Genomic DNA, 13,826 nt, shown 5'->3' with positions numbered 1-13,826 from the left:
AAACCTAATGAAACTGAAGATTACCGCTGGCCCCTTCGAATTCGATGCCGTGCTTGAAACCGCGAAGGCGCCTAAGACTTGCGAAGCCTTCCTGAGGCAGATGCCGTTCGAAGGCCAGATCGTGCATGTCCGCTGGTCGGGCGAGGGCGTCTGGATTCCTCTCGGCGATCTCGACTTCGGCGTTGGATACGAAAACCACACGAGCCATCCGGCGCCAGGGCACATCATTCTCTATCCGGGCGGCATTAGCGAAACCGAAATCCTGCTTGCCTATGGCGGCGTCGATTTCTCGTCGAAAATGGGTCAGCTCGCCGGCAATCACTTCATCACGGTGACTTCCAACTTCGACAAGCTTGCTGAATTGGGTCGTCTGGTGCTTTGGGAAGGAGCGCAGCACATCAGGTTCGAACAAATTTCCGACTAGAGCGGCTGCGCGTTTCACGGAATCGCTTAACCGCTCTATGTTATTGTTTTTACGCAATTCCGGACGGAAAACCGCTGCGCACTTTTCCTGGAGTTGCTCTACCACGAGCGAAACCCGGTCCCCGGGTCGGCGGAGGGATTGAGCCCAGACTCAAGCTTTCCTGGACGGAAAGAAGGCTCGGTAGGAACCGAGCCTTCCTCTCTTTTCTGATCGGAGGCCTATTTCAGATCAGATTGGATTAGAAACTGCGCTCGAAGCGGAGAATGCCAGCCCACTGGTCCTGATTGATCGAATCCCAGCTGGTGTAGGAGAGCTCCGGCTCGATGAGCAGGTTCCTGACCGCGTACCACTTAACGTTCGTGGTCGCGGCGAAGATCTTCGAGTCGGTGTAGGCGAGCTGGAGATTCCACTTCAGCTTTTCGTTGATCGGAACGCCAACGCCGCCCCAAAGTGCCCAGTCACCCCAGCCGCACAGCGCCGGACGATCAGCCGGGCAAGCGCCCCCGGTGTTGGTGCCGGCATACTTGTTCAGCTTGTCGCCATCGGTGTTCCAGCCACCCATCAAGAAGGCCGAGAAGACACCGAAGTCAGCATCGACGCGAGCCTTGATGGCGCCTTCTTCGACGATGGAGTCATAGCCGCCGACGACCTTGAAGCCCCATGCGCCAGACCTGAAACCAGCACCGGCAACAACGTCGGGAGCATAATGGTCGGAGCTGTCCTCGCCGTTGAAGCCGGTAGCGCCCGGACCGGAATTGGTATCTTCGACGGAGATCACAGCCGTGAAGCCGTTGCCTGCGTCGTAGTTGTAGGTGATCTGGTTGAGTTCGTACGGACCATCATAAACAACGTCGTCGTTGATGACGTCGCCGGCATAACCGGTGAAGACGTTGAACTGCGAGTCTTCCTTACCAACGGTGAAACCACCGAGGCTGATGCTGGCGTGCAGCAGGTTGGTGAACGTCGAACCACCGTCGTCCCAGTCCCAACGGAGTTCGGTGTTGGTCCTCAGCGGACCGTATTCGGTGTCCGTCGCGGTCTGCAGCTGCAGCTCGGCGCGGGTGTGCCAGAGCGTGCCGAAACGGGCGTTCGGGTCATACGCGCTGTACCATTGACCCTCCGTACGAACCTTGCCGCCGATCTTGAGGCAGGTTTCGGTGCCCGGGATGAAGAAGTAGCCGGCGCCGTAAGCGTCGCAGATGCGAACATATTCGAGCTGCTCCGGCTCAGCAGCGACGACAGCGTCAGCCGCGTGAGCACCGGATACTGCTGCCAGTGCAGCAGCGGAGCCGAGAAGAAGGCTCTTGATATTCATTAGTTTTCTCCAATCGCTTTGCCTGATCGGAACGACGCTGGCGACCACCCGCTATGTTCATTGATCCGGCTGTTCCCCCTTGATTGGAAGCCGACGGCCCCCCACGCACACGATAGAGAGGGAAATGCACGCGCCGAAATCCAATATTTCGGTCATGCTCTGTAATCTCTTCATATCAATAGGTGGTAGATGCGTAACTGCATCACGCAGAAATAAAAAGTATAAACATAATACATTCTTGAATATTATAAGTATTAATAGAAAAATATTTGATAAACGTATGTAATCGTCGGATATACTTCTATAAGTCTTAATTGGTATTCGCTCACCGTATTTTGTATGAATCAATCGCCCCTAAACCGTAACGTCAATTGGCGCCAAACACGTCGCAGAGCGACGTGGTTGAGTGTCGCGAGCGGCGAGACTGGGAAGCGGGCTGGTTGGATGCCGACGTCACGGACAGGTTGTTCCGTCATCGTCGCCTCGAGTTTTCAGCATGCAGGAAGCAACCATAGGGGTGTCGTGGGGACGGATGTGAAGCGCCCCGGCCGGCAGACCGGACCAGGGCGCGGTGTTTCACTCCGCGACCTCGAGCACGAGCTCGACTTCAACCGGCATACCGAGGGGCACGCTGGCCACTCCGAGGACGATCCGGCCCGACAGCATCTCCGTGCCGAAGACCTTGAGGAGAAGCTCGGACGCCCCATCAGCGACTTTCGGATGATCCCGGAAATCGCCTTCCGTCGCAATATAGACGCCGAGCTTGGCGACACCTGTCACTTTGTCGAGCGAACCGAGATGTTCCTTGATGGCGGCGAGTGCACTTAGGGTGGCGATCTCGGCCGCCTTGCGTCCATCTTTAGCGGATAGTTCGCCGCCAACGCGTCCGACATATTGCGGCTTGCGGTCAATGACCGGCAGCATCCCGCTCAGGAACAACAGCTTTCCGATCTTCACCGCCTCCACATAGGCGCCGAACGGCGTCGGAGGCGGAGGAAGCGCGATGCCAAGATCCTTCAGCCGCTGTTCTGCGCCAGCGGCCGGCGGCTTTTCGGAGCTTACCATTTTCCCAAATGTGCGCCGCCGTCGACGTGCAGCACCTCCCCGGTAATGCGTGGAGCCTCGGTCAGGAAGAGGACGGCATCGGCGATTTCCTGGACGTTGGAAATGCCAGGCATAGGTGACATCGTCTTGAGGAAATCCTTCGGGTTGTCCTTGTGAAGCGGCGTGTCGACGACGCCGGGCGCCACTGTGTTCACGCGAATTCCCTCCTTTGCATATTCGAGGGCAATGTTCTTGGAGAGCGCCTCGATACCGCCCTTGGTGGCCATCGCGACGGAAGCGTTGATGCCGGCGATCGGGTGGTCAACCAAAGGCGTGGTGATGCTGACGATACTGCCGCCGGTCTTCTGCATCAACATCTGGCGCACGACCAATTGGGTCAGATGCAGAAAGCCCTCCAGATTCGTCGAGGACAGCTTGCGATAATCCTCGATGGTGTAGTCGATGAACGGCTTGGTGAAGAAAATCCCGGCATTGTTGACCAGAGCGTCGATCGTCCCGAAGCGGGTGAGCGCGGTCTCGACGACGCGTTGGGCTGTGGCGGGATCGCCGATGTCGCCGTCAACACGGGCCAGCCTGTCGGAGGCCTTGATCTCGCCGGTTTCACTGACCCGTCGCGATGTCGCGACAACATTATAGCCTCGGTCGAGGAAGGCATTGGCAAGGCCGGCACCAATGCCCTGCGAGGCACCGGTAATCAGTACTGTTTTTTCTGTTTGCATTGTCGTTCTCCGTTTCACGAAGCGACCTCATCGCCATGCTTCGGCCCGAAGAGCGGACCGATCGAGAGGGGACGAGGTGGTTGGTTTGCTCTCGTGAAGGGAAATATGCCCACTTGGGCTTTACGCGATTAGATGGAAATATCTGGAATCAATTTTTCATTTATGCAAAAATCGTGGCATGACCGATCTGAATGATATCGCTGTTTTCGTGAAAGTAGCGCAGCTCGAGAGCTTCAGCCGGGCCGCCCATGCGCTCGGCATGCCGGTCTCGACAGTGAGCCGCAGGGTAACCGCGCTCGAGGAGCAATTGGGCGTGACGCTCCTGCAGCGGACGACACGCAAATTGAACCTCACGGCGCAGGGGCGTGCCTACTACAATCAATGCAGCGAGCCGCTCAGCCATCTCCACGACGCCGAGCGGGTGCTCATTCAGTCACAGCGACAGCCGGAGGGCCTGCTTCGGATTTCCGTGCCAGTCGTCCTAGGGCAGGAACCCTTCTACGATTTCATTTCCGCATTTCTGAAAAACTATCCACGCATCCAGGTCGATCTCTTCATCACCAATACGTTTCTCGACCTGATCGCCGAGAATGTCGATCTCGCCATCCGTTTCGGAGAATTGCAGGATTCGACGATCATTGCGCAGCGCATCGGCAAGAGCGTCCGTTATCTGGTCGCGACGCCGACCTATCTGCAGGGTCGTGCCCTACCCACCAAACCCGAGGATTTGCGAGAGCATCAATGCGTCCTGTTGAATGGCCGCAACAACGAAACCGAATGGCATCTGGTCAACGGCCGCAAATCGGCGAAGGTGCAGGTATCGGGACCGATCGCGAGCCGCGATTTCCAGTCAGTAAGCGCATTTACTTACAAGGGCCACGGCATAGGCCTACTACCCTCGAACTATTGTGACGACCGGATCGAACGCGGCGAACTCGTCCGCGTCCTGCCGGATTGGTCCTCGCCCGAAATCTTCGTGCACGCGGTTTATCAGACGCGGCGCTTCCTGCCATCGAAGCTGCAAGTCTTTCTCGATGCGTTGAAGGCCTGGAAGAGCCCGCTTTGGATTCCGCTGCGGTGACCCTTGTTCCGATAGTCGGATTGATTGGCTCGAGCAGCAAGGCGGAGGTTCACTCAGGGGCCGCGCGCACTCTCTTCTCTTGCAAGAAGCCTCAGCCAGGGTCCGGCATGGAACAGGCTCATCAGCAGGTACATCGGCGCCATTCCGCCAAACATCGAGCCGCCTTGCGCCGAGCAGATCATGTCGGCTGCGCCATCGCGGGCAGTTAGTAGCGCCATGGCGGCGAAGGTTGGCGCGGCGGCCAGCTGAAGCCAGCGACCGATACCCGCATATTGCAGCAGGCCGGCGGCACGCGCGCCGGCCCTTTCGTGGATTTCAGACAATCTGGACATCGGCTACGCTCCGTAGCGGTCGTGATGGCGCCACCAGACACCGGTTTCGTTGCGGCCGAGCGGTGCCCGGTCGAGCCACTGATACATGCCCCAGAGGCCGTCTAGCCCGCGGGCATAGGACGAATAGGTGTGATAGATCTCCCCATCCTGCATCACGAAGGCGCTGACACCCGGCCGGTCGCGCGTGTAGGTCGCGACATCCGTTCCCGTCATCGAGGCGATCTGCGCGACCGGGCCTTCGCTGCCGCGCAACTCCCACTGCTGCACCGTCTTGCCCGCGAGCGGCTCGGGCATCGGCGGCTCGCGGCGGTAATTGTATTCGATGCTGCCGTCGCGCTGCTCCTCCGGCGTGAACCAGACATTGAAATCGTGGTTGAAGTCGCTGTTGGCCGACGAGGCCCAGTCGAAGGTCCAGCCCATGCGGCGCTTAAATTCCCGCAGTTTCTCAAGCGGTCCCCGGGATACCGCGGAAAAGGCGACGTCATGGTTTTCAAGGTGCACGGCAAAGCCGTTGAAGCCGTCGGCGATCGACGAGCAGGATGGGCAGCCGGCCGTGTAGTCCGGCCCGAACATGAAGTGATAGACGAGAAGCTGGGAACGCCCCTTGAAGAGCGCCGAGAGCGGAACCGTGCCATCCTCGGTTTCGAGCCGATAGTCCTTTTCCACCCTCACCCAGGGCAACTGCTGGCGGCTCGCGGCAATTTCATCGCTGCGCCTCGTCAGCTCCTTTTCCTGTTCCAGCAGGGAAAGCCGTGCCGAAAGCCACTCCTTACGCGTTCCTGTTCTGTGCATCGTCATGGTTCATCTCCTGTGTCTGCTAGGTTTGTCTCTCCGGCGCGGCATCTTGCCGGCCGATGGGGAATAACTTACGGCTGGAAGCCGGACGGGTGGGAGTTACAAGTGTGACGGGATTTCGATGGACTCGCTGATCGTCGCGGCCGCACAGGCGCTTGCATCAGGCGATCCGCTGGGTGCGCTGAAACGCGTGGCGCTGCGCGACGATGCACCGGCGCTGGCGCTTCGCGGCATTGCCATGGCGCAGCTCGGCGATCTAGTCCGCGCCAAGACGCTGCTGAAGAGCGCCGCGCGCGCCTTCGGCCCTCGCGAGGCGGTGGCCCGCGCCCGTTGCGTCGTGGCCGAGGCGGAGATTGCCCTCGTCTCGCGAGATCTCGGTTGGCCGGAAAAGGCGCTGGAGACGGCGCGGGCCGTCCTCGACAAGCATGGCGACCGCATCAATGCCGCCCATGCCCGCAACCTGCAGATACGCCGCCTGCTGCTGATCGGCCATCTCGACGAGGCCGAACGACTGCTCGCGAAACTTGATCCCTCGCCACTACCGCCGGCCGCAAGGGCAAGCCACGAGCTTGCAGTTGCCGGTATCGCCATCCGCCGCCTTCGCACCGAGCCGGCCCGTGGTGCCCTGGCGCGAGCCGCGGAGGCGGCACGCAAGGCCGGCATTCCCGCGCTCACGATCGAAGTGCGCGACGCCGCGCACGTTCTCGACGCACCAGCGGCCCGGCTGATCGCACAGGGTAGGGAGCGCCTGCTTTCGCTCGGCGAGGTGGAAGCCCTGCTGTCCTCCGGAGCGCTGGTCGTCGATGCCTGCCGCAATGTCGTGCGCAGCGGCGGTGAAGTCGTGTCTTTGGCGAGCCGGCCGGTGCTCTTTACACTGGCGCGGGCGCTTGCAGAGGCTGCTCCGGCGGACGCGCCGCGTGCCGTGCTGCTTTCCCGTGCTTTCCGCGCCCGCCATGCCGACGAATCCCACAGGGCGCGGCTCAGGGTGGAAATTGGGAGGCTGCGCACCGCGTTGGAGCCATTTGCCGATATTGGCGCGACGACGCACGGCTTTGCGCTTACGCCGCATGGAAAACGCGATATCGTTGTGCTGGCGCCACCTGTCGAGGCGGAACATGCCTTCCTGCTTGCCCTGCTCACCGACGGCGAATCCTGGTCGAGTTCGGCGCTGGCGATCGCGCTGGCCACAAGCCCGCGCACGGTGCAGCGGGCGCTCGATGCACTGGCGGCCACCGGGCGGGTGCAAAGTATCGGCAATGGCCGCGCTTGTCGCTGGATGATGCCGCCGGTCGTCGGCTTCCCGACAACATTGTTACTCCCGGGACCGCTGCCGAGCGACTAGGGTTGGAGCTGCCGAATTCAACAGATGCTGACCGGAGGATGGATACAATGAAAAAGTCTCAAGCTGAGGTCCTTCGCGAATATGGCCCCTTCGAGAATGCGCCCCGTGTAAACGGCGTGACGTTCGACGGCCGGCATGTCTGGTTCGCCTCCGGCGAAAAGCTGCACGCCCTGGACCCGGAGAGCGGTATGCAGGTGCGCTCGATCGACGTCGCCTCGCATGCGGGCACCGCTTTCGACGGGCGCTATCTCTACCAGATCGCCGAGGACCTGATTCATAAGATCGACCCCGAGACCGGAAAGGTGCTCTCCACCATTCCCGCGCCCGGCAAGGGTGGCGATTCGGGCCTTGCCTGGTGCGAGGGAAGCCTGTGGGTGGGCCAGCATCGCGGCCGCAAGATCCACGAGATCGACCCCGAAACCGGTGCTATCAGGCGCACCATCGAATCCAACCGTATCGTTACCGGTGTCACATGGGTCGATGGCGAGTTGTGGCACGGCACCTGGGACGGCGACGAAAGCGACGTTCGCCGCATCGATCCGATAACGGGCGAAGTGCTGGAACGGCTGGAAATGCCTGAGGGCACCGGCGTCTCTGGCCTCGAATCCAACGGCGGGGACCTCTTCTTCGCTGGCGGTGGCGGCAGCGGCAAGGTGCGGGCGATCCGCCGCCCGCGTTGAAGGATATGCTGCAGCGTTTCTGCGCGTACGTGCGTATTTGTATCGATGGCAAAGCGGTCACGCTGGGCACATCGCTTCGTCTGCGCCTTTGAGCTGCCGTGGAGGGCGCCGATAGCCACGGCGAACGCGCATCGCGCAGAGGCCGCCCGCGCTGCGAAATGACAGTGACGACGTCCGACCTCGCCATTGCCGACAGGAAGGGCGAGGTTGCGCCTGTGATCACGGCGTTCATCCCCAGGCATCGAGAGCAACCTTACGCTCTGGCGAGCCATCCGTCCTGAAACGACCGAAGACCAAATCGGCTGAGCCCGGCCGAGGGCTGGTGCTCGATCAGGATCGCCGCGCCCCAAGCGCATCAGCGTATGTTTGCGATCTTTATATCTAAGGGTCGGTACACGAATGGAATTCTTATATTGTTTTCTCCATTTCTAAATTAAGATTTATCGCGATGGTCGCAGGTCTGCTGAGAATGGAACACCGTAATTGACGGCCGACTTGGCTCGGTACGGAAATCGCCGGCCTCGATGCGGTTCGGATACGAACATTCGAAGCCCTTTCCAGCTCATCGCCGGATGGCCCTCATGGCGGTAAGCGGCATAAGGAGGTATCGTGATGAGCATTGATAAAGTAACCTCGCCGAGCGATGGAACGTCGTTTAACGCTCCAGACCCGTTTCAGGCTTTGCGGTTCCCAAGCACGTCGATCGCGGTGCAATACATTGCTGTGTTCGTCATGGTCGCCATTGCGACGGTCGTGGCCGTCGGGGTTGACCACGAAGTAACCATCCCGAACCTCTCGCTTATTTACGTCGTTCCCGTTGTTGTAGCTGCAGTCGCTTTTGGGCTGGGGCCGTCCCTCCTTTCAGCAGTCCTAGGCGCTCTCGCCTATAACTTCTTTTTGACCGAGCCGCGCTACTCGTTGGCCGTCGACGATCCGGCGAACATATGGGCGATTGCGCTGCTATTCGTTGTCGGATGTATTGCGAGCGCCGTAGCCTCGACTGCCCGGCGAAGGGCAGATGATGCGTCGCTCCTCACGCGGCAGGCGGCGGTTCTGCAGGCCTGCAGCCGAGACATCGTCGCAACCGAAGATACGAGGGGAATGATCTCCGTTGCCGCCACCGCTCTTGAAGCGCTCTTCCACACGTCCGTCGTCATCGGGTTTGCATCTGAGACCACGGTGGATTTCGTCGAAAGACGCGGCAAAGTCGAGCTCGGCGAGGTGGAGATGGAAGCGGCGCAATCTTCGCTGACGACGCGGCAGTTCGTCCCGGCGGAGGTGTATCCGTTCGACGCCTCTCGCTTCGACTTCTGGCCCGTTGCGACGTCGCTCGGGCCGCAGGCCGTCATCGGTCTGGCATTCGATCCGCAAGAGCGCCCGCCAAGGCCCGGGATTCTCGTCGAGGTCGTTGGAGGCCTTCTCGGCTTGGCTCTCGACCGCCAGCGCTTCCGAACTTCGGGTGATCTTCGGACGGCCCGCTGAACCAGTCTTTGCCAAACTGCCCAGGGACTGAGCTGTCCCCATGTTCATCCGGCGGCTTGTCGAATTCGACTCATAGCGGATGGTGGATCATTCGAAGAAACATTCGATCTGGCCGATGGCGCCGAATTCGGCGGCCAGGTGTTGGCCGGGTTTGACCTCGAGGATTGTCGTGCAGGAACCGGTGGTGACGACATCGCCGGCCTGGAGCGAACGGCCATTTTCTGAGAGCTGCTTGGCCAGCCAACCAATCGCTTCAAGAGGATGGCCGAAGATGCAGCTTGCGGAGCCGCTGACCATGGTGCGCTTGAACAGGAATGCATTCACATCGACCGCATCGAGGCTCAGCATATCCTTTGTATCGGCATAGGGTCCGCATATCGTCGCAACATGCAGGCCAAAGTCGGCGGTTGCGGCGATCTCGCCCATGTGCGGAAAGTTCGTTCGGCGACCGAGCAAGCCGATAGCGGGCTGGCAGCCAAGCACTGCCAGGGCCGCGTTCTCGATATTGATGTCCTCATCCGCATCGGGAAACTGCCGAAGCATGGTGAATGCCAGTTCGCATTGCGCGCCAATCATACCGGGCGGCAGCCGAAGAACGGATCCGCTGGCGTAAAAGGCATTTGCAGGAATAGCTGAATAGATCGGCTTTCCGATCCCGAGAAACTTTCTGCTTGCCTCGCTTGTCCCGACGATGGAGTAGCCGCTGCGGCTAAAGCCGAGCACTTCAAGGGCAGCCGTCTGTATCTCAAGGGCCTCGGCCTTTGATGAAATCATGTCCAGCGGGAGATCGCAGCAGGTTTCATGCCGGCGGCTCTTCGCGAGGATAGCGGCAGTGGAATCGATCAGTTCGAAATACATCTTCACCTCCTGAACCGGTGCTGTTGACGAGCCAAGGAAAATCACGCTCGCTGTTCATTCCGGTGTTCAGGGAAGGTATCTGGGGATGTACGGATAAGCGTTCCATTCGACAATGGGCGTCGGACCATCAAAATCTCATAGGCGAAAACTGGCGAAGCAGTCGCCTGCACAATCCGGAGACTTCGAACACGCGCCAGAGCTAAAGATCGTCCATGGCTATCCGGTCGTGTTGTACCGACACCGGTAAAATTTCAATGTGCCGGCGGTCCGTCAACGATCCCAATCCCCGGCTTTGGCGGCATGGGGACCGCGCCATTCCTATGAGATTCCTATGCAATCTCCAGCCTTCCGCAATGGAAATCCTATCTGCTCCGGTATACCTCACCCTGATGCGGAAGCCGCGACCGATGCCAACGACGCTGTCGACGGCATGGGCCTGCGAAACTTTCATCACCACCATCATATGGCCGCAGCTGCTGCCTTTGGGGGAATTTCATGAAGCCTCAGACCAAGCCCTTCCTGGTAGAAATCAAATCGTCCCGGCGGGGCAAAAGAACCCACTCGAAGCCAAGCTGGCCCGCGATCACACCGGCTAATCTCGCCGAAGAGCAATCCAAGAACACCGCTTACGACGTTGATCAAAAACTCAAAGAAAGCGGGAACAGGGTCTAGTCCCTGCTTGGACGAATAGGTGTCAGCGTCAGCCTGCGCGGATTATATTGTTGAAATGGGGAGCCACATCCAATGGTGAGCCGAAATCTACCTTTTGAATATTTTGTCCTGGGCAATCCGCGGTTTGACGGAGCAGTTGTCGGCTATCTTGCGGGCCGACCGATACGAGACATCGTAATCGATGCCACCGGCCATAGATATCGATTTGCAGGATTGGCACATCGAGACGGTAACGGACGTCTTGATGTGGAATCCCTTCGGGCCGGCGAATGGATCGTCCTGCCAGACCTCGTATATTGTTCGGATTAAGCAGCGCCCTTGGGAAAGGGCCAATTGGATATCCCGCTATCCCACCCGCCATTCGCGACGGACCGCCCGGGTCGATCTCAATAGAGAGCGGAATGGCAGCCGTGGAGCAATCCTCGTCGAACGTAAAGATGAAGATTATTAGGCGATGATGCGAATATCAATATTCTATAGAAAAAAATAACGCCAATATAAATAATGTATAAAGACGAAGACTTATTTTATAAAATGCATATTAAATTTACTAAATTCACTTTTATCCTTCCGGAAATAGGCGCATTCAAGCTTTTAGAAAGAACATACGCTTATATATGTAAAGGATTAAGTCGTGCCAAACGAAAGAGGACCTTGGGGGTCGGCCCCTCAGCAACCAATTAGGACTCCGCAATTGCCGCAATTGCCGCCTGGGCTAGCACGGCTTTTAGTGGTGGGGGGTGTCGCCATCGTCGCGATCGTAGCTCTCCTGCTCAGCAGCTTCTATGTGGTCGAACCAACGGAAATGGCGGGCGTGCGGCGTTTCGGAACGGTTGTCACCGACAAGCCCGTAGGCCCCGGCCTGCATTTCAAGCTGCCCTTTGTCGATGTGGTCGATACCATCCAGACAAGTCTTGACACTCTCAATCTCAGCAACCTCACCGTCTACACGATCGACAACCAGGCGGTCACCGTCAGCCTCGGGGTCTCCTATAGAATCCCTGCGGCCGCCGTCTTGAAATTGCTCTACCAGGTCGGCCGGGCGGGAGACGTTGATATAACCGAGAACATCAGACCGATTCTCTCCGATAGGGTGCTTCGCGTCTTCGCTACGCAGAGCACTGTCAGCATTTCCGCCAATCGCGAACAGATCACCGCCCAGATCACCAAGAACGTTACCGAGGCGCTGAACAGTATCTTCGGGCTGGAAATCACCGACCTGCAACTCAGCAGCATCACCTATAGCCCGAGCTTCCAGGCTTCGGTTGAGGCCGCCGTCCAAGCCAAAAACGATGCCATTCGTGCGGAGAATACGGTGACGAAGGTCCAGTACGAAGGAGAGCAGGCCAAGGTGCAAGCCGCCGCAGCTGCTGCCGTACGCATCGCGCAAGCCAACGGCGAGGCGGAAGCACAGATTGCTCAGGCGCATGCCCAGCGCGAAGCCTCGATCTTGCAGGCTGAAGGCGCAGCACAGGCGACCATGCTGACGGGGGAGGCTCAAGCCAAGATCATACAGCAGGTTGGCTCCGCCGTCGCTTCCAACCCTGGTGTCGTCGCCTATGAGACGGCACACCGTTGGAACGGGATGATGCCCGCTACGATGCTGGGGAGCGGATCGAATCCACTGACGATGCTCAACCTGCCGCCAACGGATCAAAGTCGACCCAGCCCGGAGAATGCCCCAAAATGAGGTATTGGTGCATTTGACTGAGGTCAATCCGCGATGTGGTTTGCCATGCCTTCCTCCCTCATCGGGCTCTTGAAGTTCAGAGCTTGGAGCCGCCGTCGACATGCAGGATGTCGCCGGTGATCCAGCGTGCCTCATCCGAGGCGAGGAAGGCGACGACACCGCCGATGTCATCCGGTTCGGCCAGGCGCTTGAGTGCCTGCATGCCGAGTGTGACGTCGCGGCCCGTCTCGGTTTTGGTGAAGTTCGACATGTCGGTTTGGACGACGCCGGGCGCGACCGCGTTGACGCGGACGCCGCGCGGACCGAGTGCCGCGGCGAAGTGCCTGACGAGTGTGTCGACCGCGCCCTTGGTCGCCGCATAAGCGGAGAGCGTGCCGACCGAAGCATGGGCCGCGAGCGAGGACAGAAGTGTGATGCTGCTTCCCTGGCACATGATCGGCAGAAGTTGTTGAACAAGGAAGAACGGCGCGCGCACATTAACGGCAAACAACCGGTCGAAATCCTCTATCGTTGTCTCCTCGATGGTCGCAGCTTTCGAGATGCCCGCATTGGCAACCAGGATGTCCAGTCGAGCGCCGACGATGGCGCGAACCTGCTGGGCAAGCTTGTTTGGGCCTTCAGCGGTGGCCAGATCGGCGGTGACTGTCTCGGCGCGACCGCCGGCCTTGCGGATCTCCTCGATGACGAGCTGAGCTTCCGCCTTCCCTTGCCCATAATGCACGAGCACCTGGGCGCCGACCTTTGCCAAGGCGAGGGCACTGGAGCGGCCGATGCCGCGCGAAGCGCCGGTGACGAGGGCGGTTTTTCCCGTGAGCATGATCATGATTTGGTGTCCTTCCGGTCCGAGAACCTGCATCGGGGCGCAGCAAGGGGTTTGCCGACGCGAGGATTCGCGGCGGTATCTGGTCGGTCAATCGCCGGGCCTTGGCCCGGCCGGCTGGTCCGAGAGCGGCTAGTCGCTTGCCGGTTCCTCGATCGAATCGACGCGGTCGGGGTAGAACGCGAGGTGATCCTTGATTGCGGCGACTGCGGTGTAAGGCGTCTCGTAGGTCCAGACAGCGTTGAGCGAACGTTCGCCTCCGGCCGGGATGCTGTAATAGGCGCAATCACCCTTGTAAGGGCAGTAGGTGGCGTGATCCGTCCGCTCAAGCAGCGTCATGTCCACGTCCTTGCGCGGAATGTAGTGCACGGCCGCATAACCTGCCTCGCGCAGTGTCAATGCGCCCTGCGTATCGGCGATAACGCGTCCTGCGACCTTGACGACGACACGATGGGCATTGCGCTCGATCGTGATCGGGTGGTCCCGGCCGGGGATCTTGATGGTCTTCGTCTTTGGCTCTGCTTGGTCTGACATGGCTTCAATCCTTGGAT

Annotated in this window: 15 protein-coding genes; 7 read left to right on the top strand and 8 right to left on the bottom strand. The window is 59.5% G+C overall.

All coding sequences use genetic code 11. The features are described from left to right. Positions 1-7 precede the first annotated feature (7 nt). Positions 8-424, top strand: a complete 417-nt coding sequence (locus JTP94_RS01135; RefSeq protein WP_204848733.1) for a DUF3830 family protein — start codon at positions 8-10, stop codon at positions 422-424. Positions 425-662: 238 nt separating this feature from the next. On the opposite strand, the gene JTP94_RS01130 is transcribed toward JTP94_RS01135, so the two are convergent. The 3 genes from JTP94_RS01130 to JTP94_RS01120 all read right to left on the bottom strand — a co-directional run bounded on the left by JTP94_RS01130 (position 663) and on the right by JTP94_RS01120 (position 3,523). Then, positions 663-1,739 (bottom strand): porin, encoded by a 1,077-nt coding sequence (locus tag JTP94_RS01130; protein ID WP_204848732.1) that lies wholly within the window; start codon positions 1,737-1,739, stop codon positions 663-665. Positions 1,740-2,315: 576 nt separating this feature from the next. Beyond that, positions 2,316-2,804 (bottom strand): RidA family protein, encoded by a 489-nt coding sequence (locus JTP94_RS01125; protein ID WP_204848731.1) that lies wholly within the window; start codon positions 2,802-2,804, stop codon positions 2,316-2,318. Then, positions 2,798-3,523: an SDR family NAD(P)-dependent oxidoreductase gene (locus JTP94_RS01120; protein WP_204848730.1), complete on the bottom strand. Its 726-nt coding sequence runs from the start codon at positions 3,521-3,523 to the stop codon at positions 2,798-2,800. The genes JTP94_RS01125 and JTP94_RS01120 overlap by 7 nt, the downstream gene beginning before the upstream one ends. A 178-nt stretch (positions 3,524-3,701) precedes the next feature. Between JTP94_RS01120 and JTP94_RS01115 the strand changes: the two genes are divergently transcribed. Next, positions 3,702-4,604 carry a LysR family transcriptional regulator gene (locus tag JTP94_RS01115; RefSeq protein WP_204848729.1) on the top strand — a complete coding sequence of 301 codons (903 nt, stop codon included), beginning with the start codon at positions 3,702-3,704 and terminating at the stop codon, positions 4,602-4,604. Between the two features lie 53 nt (positions 4,605-4,657). Here the strand turns inward: JTP94_RS01115 and JTP94_RS01110 are convergent, their stop codons facing one another. Further along, positions 4,658-4,936 carry a hypothetical protein gene (locus JTP94_RS01110; RefSeq protein WP_204848728.1) on the bottom strand — a complete coding sequence of 93 codons (279 nt, stop codon included), beginning with the start codon at positions 4,934-4,936 and terminating at the stop codon, positions 4,658-4,660. A gap of 3 nt (positions 4,937-4,939) precedes the next feature. Further along, entirely contained in the window at positions 4,940-5,734 is a 795-nt protein-coding gene (locus JTP94_RS01105) for a thioredoxin family protein (protein WP_204848727.1), read from the bottom strand. A 118-nt stretch (positions 5,735-5,852) separates the two neighbouring features. Here JTP94_RS01105 and JTP94_RS01100 point away from each other — a divergent pair, with 118 nt between their 5' ends. From JTP94_RS01100 to JTP94_RS01090, 3 genes are all read left to right on the top strand, one after another. After that, entirely contained in the window at positions 5,853-7,073 is a 1,221-nt protein-coding gene (locus JTP94_RS01100; RefSeq protein WP_204848726.1) for a helix-turn-helix domain-containing protein, read from the top strand. Between the two features lie 47 nt (positions 7,074-7,120). After that, complete coding sequence (locus JTP94_RS01095) at positions 7,121-7,753, top strand: PQQ-binding-like beta-propeller repeat protein (protein ID WP_204848725.1); 633 nt, start codon at positions 7,121-7,123, stop codon at positions 7,751-7,753. Positions 7,754-8,365: 612 nt separating this feature from the next. Further along, entirely contained in the window at positions 8,366-9,235 is an 870-nt protein-coding gene (locus JTP94_RS01090) for a DUF4118 domain-containing protein (protein WP_204848724.1), read from the top strand. Positions 9,236-9,322: 87 nt separating this feature from the next. Here the strand turns inward: JTP94_RS01090 and JTP94_RS01085 are convergent, their stop codons facing one another. Continuing rightward, positions 9,323-10,093, bottom strand: a complete 771-nt coding sequence (locus JTP94_RS01085) for a 2-keto-4-pentenoate hydratase (RefSeq protein WP_204848723.1) — start codon at positions 10,091-10,093, stop codon at positions 9,323-9,325. A gap of 407 nt (positions 10,094-10,500) precedes the next feature. Between JTP94_RS01085 and JTP94_RS01080 the strand changes: the two genes are divergently transcribed. Together JTP94_RS01080 and JTP94_RS01075 are read left to right on the top strand one after the other, a co-directional pair. Further along, on the top strand, positions 10,501-10,689 hold the full coding sequence (locus JTP94_RS01080; RefSeq protein ID WP_204848722.1) for a hypothetical protein: 189 nt from the start codon (positions 10,501-10,503) through the stop codon (positions 10,687-10,689). Positions 10,690-11,495: 806 nt separating this feature from the next. Beyond that, positions 11,496-12,455: an SPFH domain-containing protein gene (locus JTP94_RS01075; protein WP_204848721.1), complete on the top strand. Its 960-nt coding sequence runs from the start codon at positions 11,496-11,498 to the stop codon at positions 12,453-12,455. A 76-nt stretch (positions 12,456-12,531) separates the two neighbouring features. Here the strand turns inward: JTP94_RS01075 and JTP94_RS01070 are convergent, their stop codons facing one another. Both JTP94_RS01070 and JTP94_RS01065 read right to left on the bottom strand, forming a co-directional pair. Next, positions 12,532-13,278 (bottom strand): SDR family NAD(P)-dependent oxidoreductase, encoded by a 747-nt coding sequence (locus tag JTP94_RS01070; protein WP_204848720.1) that lies wholly within the window; start codon positions 13,276-13,278, stop codon positions 12,532-12,534. Positions 13,279-13,407: 129 nt separating this feature from the next. Beyond that, the gene (locus JTP94_RS01065) at positions 13,408-13,809 is read right to left on the bottom strand and encodes a DUF427 domain-containing protein (protein ID WP_204848719.1); all 402 of its coding nucleotides are present in this window, start codon (positions 13,807-13,809) and stop codon (positions 13,408-13,410) included. Positions 13,810-13,826: the final 17 nt, after the last annotated feature.

The sequence above is a fragment of the Martinezella lusitana genome, from assembly GCF_016901135.1.
Taxonomy (GTDB): domain Bacteria; phylum Pseudomonadota; class Alphaproteobacteria; order Rhizobiales; family Rhizobiaceae; genus Rhizobium; species Rhizobium lusitanum_D.
This window is presented reverse-complemented; position numbering and strand designations above follow the sequence as displayed.